The organism is Pseudomonas sp. FW305-70 (assembly GCF_058783925.1).
In genome coordinates, this window is record NZ_JBYSYZ010000043.1 from 24886 (window position 1) to 46787 (window position 21902).

The following is a 21902-nucleotide window of genomic DNA, read 5'->3' on the forward strand; positions in this document are numbered from 1 at the left end:
CCGCTTACCCGCCCGCCGCGGGCGCGAAGATCGAGGCGAGATACGCTTCGCTTTCACCCAGGCTGATGCTGTCGTTGAGGCCCTGCCGCAGGTATTTGACCAATTGCGGTTGCAGGGAAATCGCCAGGTCGGTCTCGCGATCGCCGCCGGCGACATAGGCGCCGACGCTGATCAGGTCGCGACTCTGTTGATAACGCGACCACAACTGCTTGAAATATTGCGCACGAGCCATGTGCTCCGACGACACCACCGCCGGCATGACCCGGCTGATGGACGCTTCGATATCGATGGCCGGGTAATGCCCCTCCTCGGCCAGGCGCCGGGACAGCACGATGTGCCCGTCGAGCACACCCCGTGCCGAGTCGGCAATCGGGTCCTGCTGGTCGTCGCCTTCGGACAGCACGGTGTAGAACGCGGTGATCGAACCGCCGCCCTTTTCTGCGTTACCGGCCCGTTCCACCAGTTTCGGCAATTTGGCGAACACCGATGGCGGATAGCCCTTGGTCGCCGGTGGCTCGCCGATGGCCAGGGCGATTTCCCGCTGGGCCTGGGCAAAACGGGTCAGGGAATCCATCAGCAACAGGACATTCTTGCCCTTGTCGCGGAAATATTCGGCGATACGCGTGCAGTACATGGCGGCGCGCAATCGCATCAGCGGCGCATCGTCCGCCGGGGACGCCACGACCACTGAACGCTTGAGTCCTTCTTCACCGAGGATGTGCTCGATGAATTCCTTGACCTCACGACCCCGCTCACCGATCAGACCGACGACGATAATGTCGGCCTCGGTAAAGCGCGTCATCATCCCCAGCAACACCGATTTACCGACACCGGTACCGGCGAACAGGCCGAGCCGCTGGCCGCGGCCGACCGTCAATATGCCGTTGATGCAACGGATGCCCACGTCCAGCGGTTCACTGATGGGCTCGCGCTTGAGCGGGTTGATGGTCGGGCCGTCCATCGGCACCCAGTCTTCGGCCTTCATCCCGCCCTTGCCGTCCAGTGCGCGACCGGCACCGTCGAGCACCCTTCCGAGCATGCTCATGCCCATGGGCAGGCGACCGTTGTCCGCCAACGGCACCACTCGGGCGCCGGGTGCGATGCCGGCGACACTGCCGACCGGCATCAGAAAGACTTTGCTGCCAGAGAAGCCCATGACCTCGGCTTCCACCTGCACCGGGTGATAGCTGTCGTCATTGATGACCATGCAGCGGCTACCCATGGCGGCGCGCAGGCCTTCGGCTTCGAGGGTCAGGCCGACCATGCGCAGCAGACGGCCTTCGAGGATCGGTGCGCCCTCCAGTTCCGTGGCCTCGGCGTAGCTGCCCAGGCGCCTGGCGAAGCTGGTGCGTTCAAGGCGCATCAGGTGCATCCGGCTCTGGTGCGGCAGCAGGCTTGCTGTCGACCGGCAGTTCCAGGCTCAGGTCTGGCGCGGCCGGGTGCAGGGCCTGCTCGTGCAACTGGTCGAACAGCTTGTCCATCACCCGCGCGATGCGGGTTTCCACCGTGGCGTCGATGCGACTGTGCTCTGTTTCGACCCGGCAGCCGCCGGGCAACAACGACTCGTCTTCGACGATGCGCCAGGTTTCTTCATGGCGTTCGCGCAGGGCTTTGACCTGTTCGAAATCCTGCGGATTGATGTACAGCCGCACATTGCCCACGCCCAGCGGCAGGAGCTTGAGCGCTTCGCGCATGACGTGTTCGATCTGTGTCGAGTCGATGGCCAGTTCGCGCTGGATCACCTGTCTGGTGATGTGCTGCACGAGGTCGACCAGGGACTTTTCGATCTGGGTGTCCTGTTCGGCGATGGGCTCGAACAGATGCGTCATCAATTGCTCCAGCGCCCTGATCTTGGCGGTCAGGGCCACTTCGGCCTCCTGGCGGACCTTGAGCGTGGTGCTGTGGAAACCTTCCTTCTCACCCACCGCGAAACCTTCGTTGTAGGCTTCCTGGCGAATGCTTTCGAGTTCTTCGAGGGTCAGTGGCTGGACTTCCTCCAGCGGCACTTCCTCCATTTCCGGCGGCTCGGGTTCAGGCTCAGGTTCCGGCTCGGGTTGCGGCGGGTCGAAACTGGGCAACGCCCAGGTATCGAAGCCACTGACATCCCTGGCCCGGATCAGGTCAGTGGGTGCTTCATCATTCTTGACCATGGTGTTAGATCATTTCCTCGCCGCCCTTGCCGCCGAGAACGATTTCTCCGGCTTCGGCCATACGGCGGGCGATGGTGAGGATTTCCTTCTGCGCGGTTTCCACGTCGCTGACGCGCACCGGGCCCTTGGCTTCCAGGTCGTCGCGCAACAGTTCGGCGGCACGTTTGGACATGTTCTTGAAGATCTTCTCCTTGACCCCTTCGTCCGACCCCTTGAGGGCCAGCACCAGCACATCGGAGGACACCTCGCGCAGCAGCGCCTGGATGCCGCGGTCGTCGACATCGGCCAGATTGTTGAACACGAACATGAGGTCTTCGATCTGACCGGACAGGTCTTCGTCGACTTCGCGGATCGAATCCATGAGCTGACCTTCGATCGAGCTGTCGAGGAAGTTCATGATGTCCGCCGCGCGCTTGATGCCACCCAGGGTGGTGCGCGAGGCATTCGAGTTGCCGGAGAACTGCTTCTCGAGAATCTGGTTGAGTTCTTTCAGGGCCGCCGGTTGCACGGTGTTCAGCGAGGACACGCGCAGGATGATGTCCAGTCGCACCTTGTGGTCGAAGTTGCCGAGCACTTCGCCGGCCTGGTCCGGATCGAGGTAGGCCACCACGATCGCCTGGATCTGCGGGTGCTCATAACGGATCACGTCGGCGACGGCGCGCGGCTCCATCCACTTCAGGCTGTCGAGGCCACTGGTGTTGCCACCGAGCAGGATGCGGTCGATCAGGCCGTTGGCCTTGTCTTCGCCCAGGGCCTGGGTGAGCATTTTGCGCACATAGTCGTCGGAACCGACGCCCAGGCTGGTCTGGTCGCCGACGATATCGACGAACTCGCTCATCACCTGCTCGACCTGCTCGCGGTGCACATTACCCATCTGGGCCATGGCCATGCCCACGCGCTGAACCTCTTTGGGGCCCATGTGGCGCAGCACCTGGGCCGCGTCGGTGGAGCCCAGGGACAGCAACAGGATCGCGGCTTTGTCGACCTTGGACAGTTTGGCGGCAACGGCTCGGTTATCACTCATCTGCGTTAATCCACTCTTTCACGACCTGGGCCACACGACCCGGGTCTTCTGCCACCAGACTCTTGATTGCGTTCAACTGAGCGTCATAGCCTTCGCTCGGGCTCGGTAGCAGAATGCTTTGCGGGCCGCCAAGGCTGATGCGGTCGTTGGCCAACTCGCCATCCAGACCACCCATGCCGCCCAACTCAATATCACTGCCGATACCGGCCAGTTGCTTGCCTGTGCCGCCACCGGTGATGTTGTTGAGCACCGGACGCAGGACACCGAACACCAGCACCAGAATGAACAGCACACCCAGCACTTGCTTGACGATGTCCCAGAACCACGGCTGGGAGTAGAACGGAATATCGGCAATCACCTCACCGCGCTCGGCGGAGAACGGCATGTTGATCACGCTGACACTGTCGCCACGACTGGCGTCGAAACCGACGGCGTCCTGCACCAGACGGGTGAAGCGCGCCAATTCATCGGCGGTCCAGGGCGCACGGGTGGTTTCGCCGTTGGCCGGATTGGTCTTGACCTGATCATCGACCACCACCGACACCGACAGGCGATTCAACCGGCCCTGCTGCTGTTTGGTGTGGCTGATGGAACGGTCGAGTTCGAAGTTCCTGGTCGATTGCTGACGCTTGTCCGCCGGGTACGGGGCGAGCATCGGCTGGCCGGTCGCCGGATCCATGATTTGCTGGCCATTGGCATCAACCAGTGGCTGGCCTGGCTGCACCATGCCAGCTGCACCCGGCGTGCCGCCTGTGGTTTGCGGCGCGGAGGCCGGCGATGGCGGCTGGTTGCTCAAGGCACCCGGCACGCCCTGCGGACCATTGCTGGCGGTACGTTGTTCGTTGACCGACTGCTCGCTGCGCAACGCCGGTTGATCCGGGTTGAACTGCTCTGAAGTCGACTCGACCGCACTGAAGTCCACGTCGGCGGACACTTCGGCTTTATAGCGATCGTTGCCCAGCACCGGCTGCAGGATGTTGTGCACGCGCTGGGTGAGCATGCTTTCCATGCGACGGCTGTAGTCGAACTGCTTGCCGGCCATGGTCAGCTCGGAGTTCTCCGCCTGATCCGAGAGCAGGTTGCCCTTCTGGTCGACGACGGTAATCTGCGACTTGCTGAGTTCGGGAACGCTGGTCGCCACCAGGTTGATGATCGCCACGACCTGGCCTGGCTCGAGGGAGCGACCGGAATAGAGTTCAACCAGCACCGAAGCGCTCGGCTTGCGCTCGTCGCGCACGAACACCGAACTCTTCGGGATCGCCAGGTGCACGCGGGCACCCTTGACGTTGTTCAGGCTGGAAATGGTGCGGGCCAGTTCGCCTTCGAGGCCGCGACGATAGCGGGTCGCTTCCATGAACTGGCTGGTGCCCAGCCCCTGTTCCTTGTCGAGGATTTCAAAACCGATGTTGCCGTCGCTGGGAGTGACACCAGCGCCCGCGAGTTTGAGCCGCGCACGGGACAGGTCCTCGGCCTTGACCAGCAAGGCACCGGAATTGGGTTCGACGGTATACGGAATATCGGCGGAGGCCAGGGTATCCATGACCTGCTTGGCGTCCATGCCGGCAAGGCTGCCGTACAGAGGCCGGTAGTCCGGCTGTTGAGACCACAACACCACGGCAAAACCAATCGCCACGCTCGCCGCCAGACCGACCAACAGGCCCACCTGACGCAACATGGTCATCTCGGAGAGGTTTTCCAGGAAGGACAACCCGAACAGAGGCGGTTTGCCGTCTATTGGAGTGGCCTTGGCCGGAACGTTATCGGCGACTGCTTCTGCCATGACTCAATCTCGTCCTTTAAACCGGCATCTGCATGATGTCTTGGTAGGCCTGAACCAGCTTGTTGCGCACCTGGGTCAACGCCTGGAATGACACACTGGCCTTCTGCGAGGAAATCATCACGTCTGTCAGGTCGACGCCGCTTTTGCCGATTTCGAAGGCGCTGGCCAACTGAGTGGAAGCCTGTTGGGTGTCGTTCACTTTATTGACGGCCTGGCCGAGCATGTCGGAAAAGCTGCTGCCCGCCACTTCAGGGGCGGCAGTCGATTTCGGCGCAGACATGGCATCCATTTGCATGGCGCGCATATCCAGCATCAACCGATTGAATTCAATACCTTGGCTCATGGTTTCTCTCTTTGACGACCCGCAATTTTTTGACGCTCACTCGGCGGGTAGTGAGTGTTAGCAACAAGGGTGCCAGCTCCATGGCCACGCCGAACAAAACGCCTTCATCAGCTCGCGATCTTCTGTAGGAGCGAGCTCGCTCGCGATGGACCCAAGAACGACGTGTTTATCCTGAAGCCCCGCGTTATCGTTAACGACCTTCGCGAGCAAGCTCGCTCCTACAGGGCCAAGGCGCAGGCCAGCGGTCAGGTGGCGAACAGATACGCTTCCACATCCATGCCGGCATCGCGCATCTGCGCCAGCTTGTAGCGCAGGGTGCGCGGGCTGATCCCCAGGCGCTCGGCCGCCTCTTTGCGCCGACCGCGTTCGGCGCGCAGGGTATCGATGATCATCTGGAACTCACGGCGACGCAGGTCATCCCCCAGCGCGCCGGCCGACTCGGACTCGACCTCCACAGACCGCACCGGAACAGACACAGGCAACGGAGCGCAGGCCACCGGCCCGGCCAGGCAGAAGTCCTGCGGCTGGATCAGACCGCCCTGCTGCAATATCAGCGCGCGCTGAATCGCGTTGTCCAGTTCGCGCACGTTACCTGGCCACGGATAACCGATCAGGCACGCCTGAGCCTCGGGTGACAACCTGGCAGCCGAATGCTTCATCTTATTGACGTGCCTGGCCAACAGACGCTCAGCCAACGGCAGAATGTCAGCGGTGCGCTCGCGCAGCGGACGCCAGGCCAGCGGAAACACCGACAGGCGATAATAGAGGTCTTCGCGAAAGCGCCCCGCCGCCACTTCACCCGCCAGGTCGCGGTTGGTGGTCGCCACCACGCGAATATCCAGCGCGATCGGTTTACGCGCCCCCACCCTCTCGACCTCGCGCTCCTGCAGCACGCGCAGCAATTTGGCCTGGAGCCCCAGGGGCATTTCGGAAATTTCGTCGAGCAAAAGAGTGCCGCCATCGGCCTGCTCGAACTTGCCGGCTTGCGCCGCAATGGCGCCGGTAAAGGAACCCTTCTCGTGACCGAACAAGGTCGCTTCGAGCATGTTGTCCGGGATCGCGGCGCAGTTGATCGCAATGAACGGCTGACTGGCCCGATGAGAATGCTGATGGATGTAACGCGCCAGCACCTCCTTGCCCGTGCCCGACTCCCCCGAGATCAACACCGTGGAATCACTGCGCGCAACCCGCGCCGCCAGCTCGAGCAACTGCGCGCTCGCCGGCTCGAACGCTACCGGCCCCTCACCCTCGGCCAGGCCAAGACTGCCCAGGGCATGGCGCGCCACCAGATCGAGCAACGCCTTGGGTTCGAATGGCTTGACCAGGTAGTCCGCCGCCCCCTGGCGCATCGCATCGACTGCACGCTCGACCGCACCGTGAGCGGTCATCAGCAACACCGGCAACTGCGGCTGCCGCGCTCGCAGTAGGCCCAGCAACTGGTGGCCGTCCATGCCTGGCATGTTGACGTCGCTGATCACCAGGCTGAAGGCCTCGCCGCCGACAACTGCCAGCGCCTCTTGCGCCGAGCCCACCGCCTTGTAATCGTGCCCCGCGAGCAACAGCGTATCAGCCAGTGCCTCGCGCAACGCGCGGTCGTCTTCGACCAACAGAACCTTGATGCCCATCTCTGTCACTCCGCTCCCTGAGCGTTACTGAACAGCGGCAGGATCACCTGCGCGCAAGTGCCGCGACCGAGCCGCGAACGCAGCTGCAATTCTCCCTGATGCGCACGGGCCACTGCCTTGACCACGGTCAGGCCAAGACCTGTTCCGGTGGTTTTGGTGGTAAAAAAAGGTTCGCCCAATCGCGCCAGAACCGCGGCATCGATACCCGAGCCGCTGTCACTGACACACAGGCGCAGGGTGTTGCCGCGGGTATAGAGGTGAATCTTCAGGCGCAATTGACCGGCACCGGCCTGAATGGCGTTTTCGATCAGGTTGAGGATCGCGCCGACCAGGGTGTCGCGATTGCACAGCAACTCCCCCGAATGACTGTCGCACTGCCAGCGGATCGGCAGATCCTGCACGTGGGTCAGTGCGGCCGCCTGCAGCGATTGCATCAGTTGGCCAGGGGTTACGCGGTCGGTCAGCGGCAACTCGCCACGAGCAAACACCAGCATGTCGCGCACCTGATGCTCGAGCTCGTGCAGGCGCTCCTTGAGACGCCCGGCAAAGCGCTGCTGGGTAGCGACCGGCAACGCTTGCTCGGTCAAATGACTGGCGTACAGCAACGCGGCGGACAGCGGCGTGCGTATCTGATGAGCCAGGGAAGCGACCATGCGCCCCAACGACGACAGACGCTCATGCCGAGCCAATTGATCCTGCAGATGGCGGGTTTCAGTCAGGTCATTGAGCAACACCAACTGGCCTGGCTCGGCGTCCAGCGAGCGCGTGGCGATCGACAGACGCCGGCCATCCTTGAGGGAGACCTCATGGCCATCGTCTTCGCGCGGCGCAAAACAGCGGGCAATGACGTGGCGCCACAATTCACCTTCCAGCGGCAGGCCCAGCAACTCGCACGCCGCCGGATTGGCTTCGCGCACGATGCCTTGGGCGTCGATGACGATGACACCGCCAGGTAACAGATCAAGGAGATTTTGCAGACGGTTGGCCAGGCGTTCTTTTTCCGCCAGCTCCTGCATGCGCTGAGCGCTGACCACCGCCAGCTCACCCTTGAGCTCGGTGACCCGGGCTTCAAGCATGCTGTAGGAATCGGTCAACTGACTGGACATCTGATTGAACAGCGCGAATGCCTGCTCAAGGCCCGGACGGCTCGCCTGCTCTACGGACGACGGCTGCCGCGAAGCATCCCCAAAAGCATCTGAGGCAGGAGATATCTGGGCGGATAGGGGCATTGTGCTCTCTCGCTTGGCTGACCGTCAGTGAAACGGAACGTTGCGAGGGACAAAGCAATACCCATGCCTAAAAAAAACTTCTTATAAATGAATGGGTTGAAAAACAGGCGTCAATCATCCGCCTGTTCGTCTCCATCACGACGACTCATGCCGTACTTGCGCATCTTTTCCACCAGCGTGGTACGACGAATACGCAGACGCTCGGCCGCGCGGGCCACGATGCCGTTGGCATCATCCAGCGCCTGCTGAATCAACCCTTGCTCCAGTCCACCGAGGTAGTCCTTCAGGTCCAGGCCCTCCGGCGGCAACATGGCGCTGGCCGTGAAGTCCTGCGTATGGCCGTTGATGGCCACGCGCTCTTCCAGATCGGTGCGCAGGCTGTCGACCATTTGCTCGTCTTCATCGTCGACGTAGCGGAATTTCTTCGGCAACTCGACCACACCGATCACGCCATAGGGATGCATGATCGCCATGCGCTCCACCAGGTTGGCCAGTTCGCGGACGTTGCCCGGCCAGCCATGCCGGCACAGCGACATGATCGCCGCCGAGTTGAAACGGATCGAACCGCGCTTCTCGTGCTCCATGCGCGAGATCAGCTCGTTCATCAGCAGCGGAATGTCCTCGACGCGCTCTCGCAGCGGCGCCATCTCGATCGGGAACACATTCAGGCGGTAGTACAGGTCTTCGCGGAAGGTGCCAATCTCGATCATGCTCTCGAGATTCTTGTGGGTCGCGGCAATGATGCGCACGTCGACGCTCTGGGTCTTGTTGCTGCCCACGCGCTCGAAGGTGCGCTCCTGCAATACGCGCAGCAGCTTGACCTGCATCGGCAGCGGCATGTCACCGATTTCATCGAGGAACAGGGTGCCGCCATTGGCCAGCTCGAATCGACCGGCACGGCTGGTGATTGCCCCGGTGAAGGCGCCCTTCTCATGACCGAACAATTCGCTTTCCAGCAACTCGGCCGGGATCGCCCCGCAGTTGACCGGCACGAACGGCGCTTCGCGACGCTTGGAATGGTAATGCAGGTTGCGCGCAACCACTTCCTTGCCGGTACCGGACTCACCGAGGATCAGCACGCTGGCATCGGTATCGGCGACTTGCTGCATCATCTGGCGGACGTGCTGGATCGCCCGGCTGGTGCCGACAAGACTGCGGAAAAGATTGGGTTCGCGATGACGACCGCGCTCGCGGGCCTGGTCGTACATCTCGCGATAGACCTGGGCACGGTGCAGCGAGTCGAGCAGCTTGCTGTAGCTGGGCGGCATTTCGAGGGTCGAAAGCACCCGGCGACGCTGGTCTTCCGGCAGGTCAATGGAAGAATTATCGCCCATTAACAAAACCGGAAGGAACTCATCCCAGGTCGAGAGTGTCTTTAGCAAGCCCAGAAGTGCACCAGGAGCATTGACCGTCCCGATCAGGACACAGATTACTTCACGACTTGACGACAAAGAGCCGACAGCCTGCTGCCAGTCATGGCTACCGCAGGGTAAATTTTCTTCGCCGAGAAAATTTAAAATCACCGCCAGGTCGCGGCGGCGGACGCTATCGTCATCAATCAGCAGAATTTTGGTTTCACGCCACATGCAATAGCAACTTCCCTAGTCAACTCAATGCCCAAAATGCTGGGGCAAGCTAAACGCTTGCAGGCCTGATACGCCTGAAGACGACTGAATTCTGGAACCAGCCACTAGTTAAGTCAAAAAACCGTGCACAGTCAAATTTATGGCGCACATGTCTGGATTAACTTGGGGTTAATTATCCAAACAGATGGTAAACCTTTGATGCCTTTTGTGCTTGGTTCATCTGCGACATCTCATCGACTATTGCCTGACGCTCGCCCATCGTTGCCGTCAATAAATCTTTGTACACCGCCAACAACCCTTCCAGATTGCTGCGCACCGCGTCTTCGTCGATCGGCGCTTCACTGAGCACCTCGTCGACGCATTCGCGGCAAGCCGTATCCAGCTCGCCAATGGCATCCCAGTCGCGCGCCTCCAGGGCGTCGATCAGGGCTTCGCGCGTCTCTTCAATCCGCTGCAGTGCTTGACTCATGACATCACCCTCTGACCATCAGGCCTATTGCGGCGCAATCGCGTCCCAACCACTTTTCAAAGTGGTCAGCAGGCGGGCGACTTCGTCGATGATTTCTGGATCGTTATTGACGTTTGCCTTCAGCAGTTGAGAGTTCATGTACTCATACAAACTGTCCAGTTGCTGAATCGTGGCAGGATCTTCGGCCTTCTCTTCATGGAGGCCCTGACGCAGGCCAGTGATGATGTCAATCGCCTTGCTGATCAGCAGGCACTTTTGCGCGATATCCCCACGAGCCATTGCACCTTTGGCTTGGGCCAGGCGATCAAGGCCGCCCTCGTACAGCATCTGGATCAGACGATGAGGGCTGGCCTCGGAGATCTGAGCGTGGGAGTTGACCTTCTGGTACGCGCGAAGGGCTTTCATCGGATTCATGCTTCTACCTCGTTACCGGCCGCAGTCGGACATTTTTCAATATCAAGTTTGTCGACTGCGTCACGTAAAACTTTAATCCGGGCCCTCAGGCCCATGTCACCGCCCACCATTAATCCGATTTCGGATTATTCAGCGAGTTGAGGGTAGTCATGATGCTGGAGCTGCTGGCGTTGAGCTGGGCGATCAGGGTGTCCATGGCCGTGTACTTGGCGGTCAAGGATGACTGCAGGCTTTCCATACGCCGATCCAGCTCTGTTTGCTGGGAAGTGAGATCGGTCAACTTGTTGTTGAGGTCTGTCACACGACTAGCCAGCGTTCCGGTCGTGCCGACATACGAGGCAGTGGCCTTGGTCATGCGATTCACCAGGCCAGTATCACCGGTAAACATTTTGGCAATATCACCGGCGCCCTTGACCACAGCTTTGTCCCACACCTTGTCATCCAGACTCAGCAGACCGGTTTTCTGGTCGGTGGTAATGCCCACCTGTGCCAGGCTGCTGATTGCACCCGCCCCCGAACCGTTAACCAATTCGCTGCGCAGATTGTTGACCAACTGACGCATCGATGCGTCACCGGTCAAGGCGCCCGCGGTGGTGGTCGCGGAGTCGCCGGTGGCGGTGACCTTGGTCTGGGTATTGATACTGGTCATCAACGCGTTGTAGGCCGTGACGAAGGACTGGACCGAGGTTTTCAGCGTGTCGGTGTTGCTCGCCACACTGATGGTGACCGGTTTGTCCTTGTCCTTTGCCAACAGCTCCAGCGACACCCCGCTGATGGCGGAAGTGACCTTGTTGCTGGTGGACTCCATCGCGATGCCGTCGATGGTGTACTTGGCGTTTTGCGCTGGTGTGCCCTTGTCATAACCCTGGGCCAGTTCCGAGTCACCGCTGAGGGTGATATCGGTGTCCACACCCGTGGTATTCGAGCCGATCACCAGGCGCGCGCCGTTCGCATCGCTCAAGACGTTGGCGCTGATACCCTGGGCCGAGAGCTGGGTATTGATCGACTCACGCACTTCTTGCAGGGTTGCGCCGCCAGGCACCAGCACGTCGTAGCTCTTGCCCGACTGGGTGATGGTCAGTGTCTGGGCTTCATCGGTGGAGTTGGCAGAACCCGAAGCCCCACCTTCGAACACCTTGCTGGTGACTTTCGACGATGTCGCCAGATCGTTGACGACCACCACGTACTTGCCACTGGAGGCGCCATCGCCCAGGGTGACCTTGACGTTCTTTTCTTCGGACGAGGTAGCAGCCAGGCCGTTGAACGCGGCCACGTTGTTCAACTTCGCGATTGCCGCCCGGTAGGCTTCCAGCGCGCTTTTCACCGAGCCGACGCCCGACAACTGGATGGTCGTGTCTTTTTGCTGACTGGTGATCTGCGCTTGTTTAGGCGCCTTTTCAGCCCCTACCAATGCCTTGACGATGGCTTGGGTGTCGTAGCCCGAACCGGGGCCGGAAATCGTTGAACTCGCCATGGGTATTCTCCTTGTCCTGTGGCTGCCGCTTTATTGGCGAATACTGCCGTAGCTGCAGCCAGAAACACATTTCATGCCAGCTCAGGCCTTGGAATCGAACAACAGGCTGCTGGCATCACTCAGGTTTTGCGCCAGCTTGAGCGCCGTCTCTGATGGAATCTGTCGGATCACTTCGCCACTTTCCGTGGCAACCACCTTGACCACGACCATGCCGGTCGAGTCATCGATGGAGAAGTCGAGGTTGCGCTGAGTCGATTGAATGAACTCGCGAATATCGGTTACCGCTTTTTCCAGTGCCACACGTTGGCTTTCTTCAGCCGCCGCCGGCTCTTTCTTAACCACAGGCGGCGCCTGAGTGGCAGAGGCATTGGTGGCCTGGGTTGTACCGGCAGGGTAATGCGCGTTCAGCTTAATGCTCATGTCCATGTCATCACCTCAAAACTGAAAAAAACGAAAGGGCACGTAAACGCGCCCTTCCGTTATTCAACCGATACCGAGATTACTGAAGCAGCTTCAGAACAGCGGATGGCAGTTGGTTGGCCTGGGACAGGATCGCGGTGGAAGCCTGTTGCAGAGTTTGTTGCTTGGTCAGCTCAGCCGCTTCAGAAGCGAAGTCAGCGTCTTCTACACGGCCTTTGGCGGCGGTGGAGTTCTGCGAAATGCTCTGCAGGTTGGCCACGGTGCTGGCGAAACGGTTTTGTACCGCACCCAGCTGGGAGCGCTGGCTGTCGATCTGCTGCAGGGCGCCGTCGAGAGCTTGAACTGCTTGCTGCGAAGAGGCATTGGTCAGGATGCTCAGATCGGAAACGGTGGTTTCCATGGTCACTGCAGCCTTGGTACCAGCAGCGGAAACAGTGGTCAGACCCAGCGCGGCCAGACCGGTACCCGCGCTGCCGTCCTTGACGGTGATGTCTTTGTCAGCGAACAGATTCAGGGTGCCGTCAGCGTTTTTGCTGGCGTTCACGCCGGTGCTGGCGCTGTTGATCGACGCAACGATCGCGTCGCTGGTGTCGCCTTTCTTGAACTTAACTTCTACGCCGTTCAGGTCGATGGAAGTATCAGCAGTCAGCTTGGCCTGGGAAGTGCCAGCCGACAGACCCAGCTGGGACAGCGAGCCGCTAGCGGTGTTGGCCAGCTTGATGTCTTCGCCGTCACCCGAGGTCACTTTCACACGGCCGTCAACGATAGCGGCTGTAGCGCCCGTGCCTGCCTGTGCAGCAATAGCGGTCAGGACAGTTCCCAGTGTGTCGGTTGCGGTCCACGACACTGCCGCGCCATTTACCGTGATACCACCAACAGCATCCATGGTGGTCGCGTTTGTTTTAGTTGCCGCAGTAGTCGTAGCCGCCGTCAAGCCCAGGCTGGCCAAACCATCAGTGGCAGCACCGTTAGAAGAAGCACCAAGAGTGAAGTCCGACTTCGAAGTCAAGGTCAGGACGCCGCCAGCACCGGCAGTCGCTGTAACGCCGGTTTGGGCAGTTTTTGCGTTAATTGCGGCCACACCATCCGCACCTGCAGGAGCACCAATAGCAGCACCAGTCAGAGTGATCTCCACACCATTGATAGTGAACGCGTCAGTAGCAAGAGTGGCAGTGTTCGCGGCACCTGTTACGGTAGCTTTTTTATCCAGAACCGAACCAGTTGCGGTAGCGCTCAAGCCAGCCAATGCAGTGCTGTTAACGCTCGCTTCGCTGTAGGTACCTTTCAGGCCAGTAGCGCTGATGTCGGTCATGCCAAACGAAATGGTTTCGTTGGCGTTGGCGCCGATCTGGAAACCTACGTTGCTGAACGAACCGTCCAGCAGGTTACGGCCACCGAAGGTGGTGGTGTTGGAAATACGGGTCAGCTCACCCACTTTGGCGGTGAATTCCTGCTGCAGGGAAACACGGTCAGCGTCGCTTTTATCACCGTTCGCAGACTGCAGGGCCAGCTCACGCAGACGTTGCAGCAGGTTGGTGGATTCTTGCATCGCGCCTTCAGCGGTCTGCGCGATCGATACACCGTTGTTGGCGTTGGCGATGGCAACGTTCAAGCCTTTAACCTGGTTGCCCAGACGGTTGGCGATCTGCATGCCAGCTGCGTCGTCCTTGGCGCTGTTGATTTTCAGGCCGGAAGACAGACGGTTCATCGAGTTGCTCAGGGCATCGGAAGCCTTGTTCAGGTTTTTCTGAACGCCCAGGGAGGTGATGTTGGTATTAACAGATAAAGCCATGACGAATTCCTCGTTGGTTGGGTGCTGCGGCTTCCGGCCCTGGCAACCGCCGGGTATGGCCTAGAGAACCTTCGTAATGGTTATCGTCGTGAAAGCAGGTTGCTTGAGGGCTTTTTTCATTTTTTTTGCTAGCACCGTGCCACCCCTTGTGTTTTCAAGGGCTTGGATTAGCCACCTGAACGCAAAAACGCCCATGAACTTGCGGCCATGGGCGTTTTTTTGGCGTTATTAAACTGGCGCGTCAGGTGCGATGGATCAGCGCCGAGCCCCAGGACAGGCCTACGCCGAAACCACTGATCGCTACACGTTTCCAGCTGGAGTCGAACATGTGCTTTTCCAGCAGCAAGGGGATGCTCGAAGAGACGGTATTGCCGGTCTCGACCATGTCCTTGATGAACTTCTCCGGCTCGTTTTCAAATCGACGTGCCACTGCATCGACGATGGCCGCGCTGCCCTGGTGAATGCAGAAGGCATCGATGTCCTGGGACGTAAGACCTGACTGATTGAGCAATTCATGCAAATGCGCCGGTACCTTGAGCAAGGCGAAGTTGAACACCTGGCGTCCGTTCATGAAGAACACGCCGTCGGTCACCTTCAGATGCGGAGCGCCGGAGCCGTCGGTGCCGAACTTGGCCTTGCCCAGCTGCCAGACTGCATCTTCACCCATCCAGGTGGCGGTGGCGGCATCGCCGAACAGCATGGTGGTGTTGCGGTCTTCCGGGTCGACGATCTTCGAATACGGGTCTGCGGTGATCAGCAGGCCATTCTTCAACCCGGCAGCTTCCATGAAACCCTTGATCGCATAGATGCCGTAGACGTAACCGGAGCAACCCAGGGAGATGTCGAAAGCGGCGACATTGGTCGACAGGCCGAGCTTGTCCTGGACGATGGCCGAGGTGTGCGGCAGGCCCTCTTCGTCGCCGTTCTGGGTGACGACGATCAGCACGTCGATGGATTGACGGTCGAGCTGAGGGTTGTTGGCGAACAACGCATTGGCCGCTTCGACACACAGGTCGGAGGTTTCCTGATCAGCATCCTTGCGCGGCAGGAACGCCGAACCGATTTTCCCGAGGATGAACTCTTCATCCTTCTCGAACTTCGCACCCTGCGCATAGTTATCCAGCCCACTCGCTGGCACGTAGCTGGCAATGCTTTTTATGCCAATCATTGTGGCTTCCCAATACTAGATAGCTGGAGATCACCGCTCGCATGACCGAGCGGTACGACAATACTGGATTTCACCGAGCGAAAAAAATACGGCACAGACGCTCCAGAAACCCTGAAAACACGCCTGGCAAGGGGCGACCCCCTGCCCATCCTTTTTGACACAATACAGTGAAGATGCACTTCATGACTCGCAGGTCACGCATTATGCGTGCCTTGCGCAAAACATCCAGCCACAAACAAGCGATCATCCGCCTGGAGGATGACGAAAAATACACCAGTGAGTGAGTCGAAAAGCAAATTACGGACAGGCGAGGCGCTGCCGGCATCAAAGATGCCGGCAATCGAAGGGGATCAAAGCTTGTTGAACAGGCTCAACTGGGCAATCTTGACGAATGCCAGTTGCGAGGCTTGCAGCAAGGATTGCTGAAACGCCAGATCAATGGAGGCAGTCGCCACATCGGTGTTACCAATAGCGGCCTGGGTACTGTTGTTCGAAAGCCCCAGACTAATGTTTTCCGAGGTCTGGATATCAACCGAATTCAGACGCGCGCCTATCGCTCCACGCACTGTCAGGACCTGTTCGCTGGCATTGGCCAGGTTGCTGACAGCCGAATTCAATGCATCCTTGAGCTTGATCTGAGCCAGGTCGTTGCCATCAGAAGGCGTTTCCAGCGTCTGGCGCAATTGACTCAATGTGTCGAGGGCACTCTGGGTCTGATGGCTGCTGGCACCCACCACGAACTGATCGTCCGCCCCTGGGGCTCCGGTGAAATCAAGCTTCACACCCGCTACCATGATAGATCCCCCCGCCAACACACCATCGGCGATCGACTTGCTGTCTGCCCCCATAGGCTGGGCATACACTTTGTAATTGGTGGCGTCGGTAAATTTTATGACCACGCCACTGTTGGGGAATCCGCTGACGTAGGCGGCCTGGTCAGTCACACCAGAACCCGTGATCTGCGCCGTTGAACCATTGCTCGGGGTCCGGGAAGCATTGAAGGTGTCGGGCTTGGTGCCCAATGAGAAAATATGGTCCTTGACCTCTGCGTCAGGCGTCATTGGCAGGTTGGTCACCGGATCGACAGGTGCTTTGAGTCGCAGAGTGATATCGAACTCCACACCGCGCAGACTGATGGTCGATCCACCTTCTTTCTTCGAATCGAAAGTACCGTTACCAGACACCTCGGCAGTGACGTCATTACCGTCTTTATCCGCGATGGTGTAGTGCGTACTGTCCACGAACTTCAGTTCGTAGGGCTCTCCGGCAGCAAAGTTCTTGGTGTACGCCGCGCTCGATTTCAACAACCCTGCAGATACCGAAACAGTCCCGTCGTTAGGTTTCGACGGATCGAGTACGGCCTGGGTACGTCCAGAGTTGATCGCCGATTCGAGGACACTTTTACCGGTGTCATTGGTGGCAATGGACAAGGTATCCGACACCTGCAGACTCAACTGGGTATCGTCACCCTGATAAGAGTAGGTGCCGTCGTTGTTGCGCACGTAAGGCGGCGTCGAGGTTTTCGAGCCGGAGAACATGTAATTGCCTGCCGAATCCTTGCTGTTGAGCAAACTCAACACGTTGGCTTCAATCTCACCCAACTCTTCGGCAATCGACTGGCGGTCCGCGTCGCTCTTGCTGCCATCACCGGCACTCAGGGCCAACTCGCGAGCACGCTGCAATGCCGTATTGACGGCATCGAGTACACTCTCTTCGTTCATCAGCGAATTCTTGATACTGCCCATGTTGTTGCTGTACTGCCCCAACATCTCCCTCTGCTGCTGCAACATCAGCAACTGCGCAGCCCCCACAGGATCATCACCGGCACTCTGAATCCGCACGCCCGAAGTGATCTGCTCCTGAGTCTTCACAATCGAGGAGAAGTTGTTCTGGTACTTGGCCGCACTTGCCTCAAAGTACTGGGCTGTAGAAATTCGCATCGTCGAAGACTCCCTTAAAGACTGTTGATCAGCGTGCTGAACGTTTCTTGCGCGGCCTTGATAATCTGCGACGACGCGGTGTAGTACTGCTGAAACTTGACCAGGTCGGCGGCTTCATCGTCCAGGTTGACCTGGGACACCGACGCGACTTCGGATTTGGCCCGGGACAGAATCGCGCCACTGGCGGTGCTGTCACCCAGGGCCTGGCTGGCCTTGGCGCCCACCTGTTCGACCAGACGGCTGTAGGAGGTGGTCAGGCTCATCCCGGCGTTGCCGCCCGTCACACCCACCGTCGCCTTGGTTTGCAGCGCCAACAGTTGGTTGGCGTTGCTGTTGTCCTTCTTGCCGTCGACGTTGAACGCGACTTCGTACTTGTCATTCTTCGACGGCGAGCCACTGACCGTCGTGTTGAAAGAAAACGACTTGCCCGGGATCGGCGCGCCTGAGGCGTCGAGCATCGGCACATTGATGGTCAGGTCATTGCTTTGGCCGGGGACGATGGTGCCCGTGCCGATGCTCTGCCCTTTCGAGTTGAATACTTCATAGGCTTGACTGCCGCCCGCCGCCTCCTTGAAGGCCAGCGTCACCGGCGTGGAATCCTTGATGCCCGCCTGCAGGGTGGCCAGATCGGCACCGCCATAGATATCCAACGGAGTGGACAGCGCCGGAGGGGTCAATGCACCGGTTCCGCCATTGCTCGTGCTGCCGGTCGCAACCAGCGGGCCGGCAAACGCGAGCTTGTTCGAGTCGGTCATCTGGGTGGTGATGGAACTCGCGGCGTTGCGGGTCGGCGTCACCTTGAACGTGTCGCCGGCCTGGAGGGCGCCGCCATTCAGATCAAGCTTGAAACCATCGATTTCGGCTGCCGGCGACAGATCGAAAGCGCCCATATCCTTGCCGTCGGAACGCTTGACTGTGTACTTGTCGGCAGCGGTAAAGGTGACCGAATAATCGAAGGTAGTCAGCGCACTGGAATTGGTGATCGTGACATTCAGATTGCCCGAGCCGGTACTGTTGTTCGACGACGCCAGGCTGCGCTGGCTGATCGCGGTCGCACTGTTGATGTTGGAAAACAGCGAAGCACCAAACTCGCCATTGGCATCCAGCCCTTGCCCCAACTGACTATTGATCTTGTCGGCCATCACCAGGGCTGTGCGGCCCAGGTCGTTCTGCGCTGGCACCAGTACGTCTTCGCGATAACGCAGCAGGCCGCCAATCTTGCCGCCGCTGATGACAGAGGTGATGTCACTGTTTGAAGACGGCGAGTTGACCTGAATATTCAGCTGGCTTTTGTCGATCCCGGTTCGGGCGGTCGAAAGGGTGTTCGATGTGTTGCCCAACACCAGGGTCTGGCCGTTCCCCAGGGAGATGTTGTAACTACCGTTTTGCTCCTGGACCGTGACGCCGACCAGTTCATTGAGTGAGCGAACCGCTTCATTTCGCGCATCGAGCAAGTTGCTCGGGCCACTACCTGTCGAGGTGCTGGCCTGGGAAATCTGCTGGTTCAACGAGGCAATCGAAGACGTCAGTTGGTTGACCTGCCCGGTCAAGGTCGTCAACTGACTGTTGATCCCTTCGTTCTGTTGCGTCATCTGCGACGCCAGGGCGTTGAAGCGATTACTCAGTGTTTGCGCATTGGTCAGCAGCAGTTGCCGGGCGGCCGTGTCGCTCGGTGTACCGGCGGATGTCTGGACCGAGGAGAAGAAGCTGCTCAACACCGCACTGATCCCCGTGGTCTTGTCGGAGAAGAGCTTGTCGAGCGGATTCACCTGATCAAGGTAGGCATTGGCATCGTTGCTCAGCGAGGTGCTGGTTTGCAGTTGGTTATCGAGATAAGCGTTATAGACCCGACGCACATCGGCCAGGGTCGTACCGCTACCGATAAACACGCCACCGCTCAGGTGCGAGGAATTACTGCCCTGAATGGTTTGCTGACGTGAGTAGCCGGCCGTGTTGGCGTTGGCAATGTTGTTGCCGACAGTCGCCAACGACACTTGACTGGCGTTCAGCCCCGACATCCCGATATTGAGCAAACTCATGTTTCAGACCTTATACCTTGTGCCTATAAAGGCGTAGTGGAAACGCCCGCCGCAGCGTAGTTCTGGTAACTCGTCATCTGCTTGGCTATCTGCGAAATCTTGCTCGCGTAGTTCGGGTCGGTTGCGTAACCGGCCTTCTGCAACTCGCGTACAAACTGTTCCGGGTTATCGGCCGACTTCACGACATCTTGATAGCGATTATTGGTCTGCAGCAAAGTTACAAGGTCATGGAAACTGTCCTTGTAGGAGTCGTAGGAACGGAACTCGGCCGTCTCCTTGACCATCTGCCCGTTTCGGAATTCGCTGGTGATCGCTCGCGCCGAATTGCCCTGCCAACTGTTGCCGGCCTTGATGCCGAACAGGTTGTGACTGCTGCTGCCGTCCTGAGCACGCATGACCGACTTGCCCCAGCCGGTTTCCAGGGCCGCCTGGGCCACCAGGTAACGCGGATCGACACCAATCCGCGCCGCTGCTTCCCTGGCCATCGGCAACATGGTGTTGACGAACTGGTCGGCGGAACCGAAGGCTTTCTTCGCTGGCGCCAGAGGAATCTGCGCCATGGCGCGACCGTAGATCTGCATGCCGCCAGAGGAGGATTGCTGCGCAGTCGCCAGCCAGTCACCGTTGTACAGCGGTCCCGTACCGGTGTTTGTCGCGCGCTCAGGCAACGGGGTCTTGTTGATCGTCGTGGCAGCGGGCGTCGCCGAAGGCACCAGCCCTGCCAACAGACGATCAGCCAGCTTCGGCGGCAATGCCAGGCGTCGCTGATTGATCAGCGCCATGTCATTGCGATGACCACCCTCACCCGCCTCCTGCGGCGCATGGACCGAGCGCGAAGCCCACAACGGACGCTGGCCATTGACCCGCGACAGCGGTCCGTTGATGGCCACCGTGCCGGCCGCCACCGGCGTTTGCACGGCTGCTTTCGCGGCCTCTTGCCTGGCCAGAGACGCGGCGGCGGCTTCACCCGGCGCCAGCGGTTTGTTCTTCGACATCTGGCGCATCAGCACGTCAGCCAGGCCGATACCACCGCCCTCGCGGGACATGGAAACGGCCAGTTGCTGGTCGTACATTTCCTGATATTGCTTGGCCGCCGGGGTGTTCATCGGATTGTCCTGGCCCAGCGCGTCAGTGGCCGAACGCATGGACTTGAGCATTTCCCCGATGAACAGCGACTCGAACTCCTGAGCCACCTTGCGCAGGTTGCCGTCGCTGTTCTTGTCGCCGACCTTGAGCTGATTCAGACGATTGAGGTCCGAGTAGGAACCCGAATCGCTGCTGCTGACCAGACCGCTCTTGCGCATATCCACGATGGCCGTCCTCAGATCACGATCAGGTCGGCTTGCAGGGCGCCGGCCTGCTTCAGCGCTTCGAGGATGGCCATCAGGTCACCCGGTGCCGCGCCGACCTGATTCACCGCCCGCACGATCTCGTCGAGGGTGGTGCCAGGGCCGAACTTGAACATCGGCTTGGCTTCCTGCTGGGCATTGACCTTCGAACGCGGCACCACCGCCGTCGTGCCGTTGGACAGAGGGCCGGGCTGACTGACGATCGGGTCTTCGGTGATGGTCACGGTCAGGCTGCCGTGGGTCACGGCGGCCGGAGAAACCTTGACGTTCTGGCCGATCACTATGGTGCCGGTACGGGAGTTGATGATGACTTTCGCCACCGCCTGGCCCGGATCGATCTCGAGGTTTTCCAGGATCGACAGGTAGTCGACCCGCTGGCTTGGATCGAGCGGCGCGGTGACGCGAATCGAACCGCCGTCGATGGCCTGGGCCACGCCGGGGCCGAGCATGTTGTTGATCTTGTCGACGATGCGCTTGGCCGTGGTGAAGTCGGAACGGTTGAGGTTCAGCGTCAGGCTGTTGCCCTGGTTGAAACCGCTCGGCACCGCGCGCTCAACCGAGGCACCGCCTGGGATGCGACCGGCCGACGGAACGTTGACGGTGATCTTCGAGCCATCGCGCCCTTCCGCATCGAAACCGCCGACCACCAGGTTGCCCTGGGCCACCGCATAGACGTTGCCGTCGATCCCCTTGAGTGGCGTCAGCAGCAAAGTGCCGCCGCGCAAGCTCTTGGAGTTGCCGATGGAGGAAACAGTGATGTCGACCTGCTGACCCGGCTTGGCAAACGCCGGCAGGTCGGCGCTGATCGACACGGCCGCCACGTTCTTCAGCTGCACGTTGCCCGAACCCGGCGGCACCTTGATGCCGAACTGCGAGAGCATGTTGTTGAAGGTCTGCAGGGTGAACGGTGTCTGCGTCGTCTGGTCGCCGGTGCCGTTAAGCCCGACCACCAGGCCGTAGCCGATCAACTGGTTGGAACGCACGCCGGAAATGCTGGCGATGTCCTTGAGGCGCTCGGCTTGAGCATTGAAGGCTGCCGACAGCATCAGGGCGGCCACCATAAGGTGTTTGAAGTTCAACATGCTCAACTGGAAAGCCAC

18 protein-coding genes are annotated in these 21902 nt (G+C 59.7%); all 18 read right to left on the bottom strand.

Annotated elements, in window-relative coordinates; translation table 11 throughout:
- Positions 1-4: 4 nt before the first annotated feature.
- The 18 genes from fliI to AC3WN7_RS24295 all read right to left on the bottom strand — a co-directional run bounded on the left by fliI (position 5) and on the right by AC3WN7_RS24295 (position 21884).
- Positions 5-1363: a flagellar protein export ATPase FliI gene (gene fliI, locus AC3WN7_RS24210; protein WP_102674965.1), complete on the bottom strand. Its 1359-nt coding sequence runs from the start codon at positions 1361-1363 to the stop codon at positions 5-7.
- Positions 1353-2150: a flagellar assembly protein FliH gene (gene fliH, locus AC3WN7_RS24215; RefSeq protein ID WP_102674966.1), complete on the bottom strand. Its 798-nt coding sequence runs from the start codon at positions 2148-2150 to the stop codon at positions 1353-1355. Before fliH ends, fliI begins: the two co-directional genes overlap by 11 nt.
- 4 nt (positions 2151-2154) lie before the next feature.
- Positions 2155-3174, bottom strand: a complete 1020-nt coding sequence (gene fliG, locus AC3WN7_RS24220) for a flagellar motor switch protein FliG (RefSeq protein ID WP_095963847.1) — start codon at positions 3172-3174, stop codon at positions 2155-2157.
- Positions 3167-4954, bottom strand: coding sequence for a flagellar basal-body MS-ring/collar protein FliF (gene fliF / locus AC3WN7_RS24225; protein WP_095963846.1), 1788 nt, complete (start codon positions 4952-4954; stop codon positions 3167-3169). The genes fliG and fliF overlap by 8 nt, the downstream gene beginning before the upstream one ends.
- Positions 4955-4970: 16 nt before the next feature.
- Positions 4971-5297 carry a flagellar hook-basal body complex protein FliE gene (fliE, locus tag AC3WN7_RS24230; protein ID WP_102674967.1) on the bottom strand — a complete coding sequence of 109 codons (327 nt, stop codon included), beginning with the start codon at positions 5295-5297 and terminating at the stop codon, positions 4971-4973.
- A gap of 245 nt (positions 5298-5542) precedes the next feature.
- Positions 5543-6922, bottom strand: a complete 1380-nt coding sequence (fleR, locus tag AC3WN7_RS24235; protein WP_102674969.1) for a sigma-54-dependent response regulator transcription factor FleR — start codon at positions 6920-6922, stop codon at positions 5543-5545.
- A gap of 5 nt (positions 6923-6927) precedes the next feature.
- Entirely contained in the window at positions 6928-8133 is a 1206-nt protein-coding gene (locus AC3WN7_RS24240; protein ID WP_173862119.1) for a sensor histidine kinase, read from the bottom strand.
- A gap of 128 nt (positions 8134-8261) precedes the next feature.
- Entirely contained in the window at positions 8262-9737 is a 1476-nt protein-coding gene (locus AC3WN7_RS24245; protein WP_095963843.1) for a sigma-54 dependent transcriptional regulator, read from the bottom strand.
- Between the two features lie 172 nt (positions 9738-9909).
- On the bottom strand, positions 9910-10206 hold the full coding sequence (gene fliT / locus AC3WN7_RS24250) for a flagellar protein FliT (protein ID WP_102674971.1): 297 nt from the start codon (positions 10204-10206) through the stop codon (positions 9910-9912).
- A gap of 24 nt (positions 10207-10230) precedes the next feature.
- Positions 10231-10620, bottom strand: a complete 390-nt coding sequence (fliS, locus tag AC3WN7_RS24255) for a flagellar export chaperone FliS (protein ID WP_102674972.1) — start codon at positions 10618-10620, stop codon at positions 10231-10233.
- 109 nt (positions 10621-10729) lie between these two features.
- Positions 10730-12094, bottom strand: a complete 1365-nt coding sequence (gene fliD / locus AC3WN7_RS24260; protein WP_102674973.1) for a flagellar filament capping protein FliD — start codon at positions 12092-12094, stop codon at positions 10730-10732.
- An 81-nt stretch (positions 12095-12175) separates the two neighbouring features.
- Positions 12176-12520 carry a flagellar protein FlaG gene (locus AC3WN7_RS24265; protein ID WP_102674974.1) on the bottom strand — a complete coding sequence of 115 codons (345 nt, stop codon included), beginning with the start codon at positions 12518-12520 and terminating at the stop codon, positions 12176-12178.
- 73 nt (positions 12521-12593) lie between these two features.
- Positions 12594-14306: a flagellin N-terminal helical domain-containing protein gene (locus tag AC3WN7_RS24270; RefSeq protein ID WP_102674975.1), complete on the bottom strand. Its 1713-nt coding sequence runs from the start codon at positions 14304-14306 to the stop codon at positions 12594-12596.
- A 241-nt stretch (positions 14307-14547) separates the two neighbouring features.
- Positions 14548-15474 carry a ketoacyl-ACP synthase III gene (locus tag AC3WN7_RS24275; protein WP_095963837.1) on the bottom strand — a complete coding sequence of 309 codons (927 nt, stop codon included), beginning with the start codon at positions 15472-15474 and terminating at the stop codon, positions 14548-14550.
- 350 nt (positions 15475-15824) lie between these two features.
- Entirely contained in the window at positions 15825-17414 is a 1590-nt protein-coding gene (locus tag AC3WN7_RS24280) for a flagellar hook-associated protein 3 (protein WP_102674976.1), read from the bottom strand.
- 14 nt (positions 17415-17428) lie between these two features.
- Complete coding sequence (flgK, locus tag AC3WN7_RS24285) at positions 17429-19453, bottom strand: flagellar hook-associated protein FlgK (protein ID WP_102674977.1); 2025 nt, start codon at positions 19451-19453, stop codon at positions 17429-17431.
- A gap of 23 nt (positions 19454-19476) precedes the next feature.
- Positions 19477-20763: a flagellar assembly peptidoglycan hydrolase FlgJ gene (flgJ, locus tag AC3WN7_RS24290; RefSeq protein ID WP_102674978.1), complete on the bottom strand. Its 1287-nt coding sequence runs from the start codon at positions 20761-20763 to the stop codon at positions 19477-19479.
- An 11-nt stretch (positions 20764-20774) separates the two neighbouring features.
- On the bottom strand, positions 20775-21884 hold the full coding sequence (locus tag AC3WN7_RS24295; RefSeq protein WP_095963833.1) for a flagellar basal body P-ring protein FlgI: 1110 nt from the start codon (positions 21882-21884) through the stop codon (positions 20775-20777).
- Positions 21885-21902 lie beyond the last annotated feature (18 nt).

What these genes read in the sequence shown, in the direction of transcription:
- AC3WN7_RS24265 (WP_102674974.1), bottom strand. Translation starts at nt 12,520, where the DNA reads ATGGACATGAGCATTAAGCTGAACGCGCATTACCCTGCCGGTACAACC.
- AC3WN7_RS24275 (WP_095963837.1), bottom strand. Translation starts at nt 15,474, where the DNA reads ATGATTGGCATAAAAAGCATTGCCAGCTACGTGCCAGCGAGTGGGCTG.
- fliS (WP_102674972.1), bottom strand. Translation starts at nt 10,620, where the DNA reads ATGAATCCGATGAAAGCCCTTCGCGCGTACCAGAAGGTCAACTCCCAC.
- AC3WN7_RS24295 (WP_095963833.1), bottom strand. Translation starts at nt 21,884, where the DNA reads ATGTTGAACTTCAAACACCTTATGGTGGCCGCCCTGATGCTGTCGGCA.
- flgK (WP_102674977.1), bottom strand. Translation starts at nt 19,453, where the DNA reads ATGAGTTTGCTCAATATCGGGATGTCGGGGCTGAACGCCAGTCAAGTG.
- fliE (WP_102674967.1), bottom strand. Translation starts at nt 5,297, where the DNA reads ATGAGCCAAGGTATTGAATTCAATCGGTTGATGCTGGATATGCGCGCC.
- AC3WN7_RS24245 (WP_095963843.1), bottom strand. Translation starts at nt 9,737, where the DNA reads ATGTGGCGTGAAACCAAAATTCTGCTGATTGATGACGATAGCGTCCGC.
- fliG (WP_095963847.1), bottom strand. Translation starts at nt 3,174, where the DNA reads ATGAGTGATAACCGAGCCGTTGCCGCCAAACTGTCCAAGGTCGACAAA.
- fliI (WP_102674965.1), bottom strand. Translation starts at nt 1,363, where the DNA reads ATGCGCCTTGAACGCACCAGCTTCGCCAGGCGCCTGGGCAGCTACGCC.
- fliH (WP_102674966.1), bottom strand. Translation starts at nt 2,150, where the DNA reads ATGGTCAAGAATGATGAAGCACCCACTGACCTGATCCGGGCCAGGGAT.
- AC3WN7_RS24270 (WP_102674975.1), bottom strand. Translation starts at nt 14,306, where the DNA reads ATGGCTTTATCTGTTAATACCAACATCACCTCCCTGGGCGTTCAGAAA.
- fliF (WP_095963846.1), bottom strand. Translation starts at nt 4,954, where the DNA reads ATGGCAGAAGCAGTCGCCGATAACGTTCCGGCCAAGGCCACTCCAATA.
- fliD (WP_102674973.1), bottom strand. Translation starts at nt 12,094, where the DNA reads ATGGCGAGTTCAACGATTTCCGGCCCCGGTTCGGGCTACGACACCCAA.
- fliT (WP_102674971.1), bottom strand. Translation starts at nt 10,206, where the DNA reads ATGAGTCAAGCACTGCAGCGGATTGAAGAGACGCGCGAAGCCCTGATC.
- fleR (WP_102674969.1), bottom strand. Translation starts at nt 6,922, where the DNA reads ATGGGCATCAAGGTTCTGTTGGTCGAAGACGACCGCGCGTTGCGCGAG.
- AC3WN7_RS24280 (WP_102674976.1), bottom strand. Translation starts at nt 17,414, where the DNA reads ATGCGAATTTCTACAGCCCAGTACTTTGAGGCAAGTGCGGCCAAGTAC.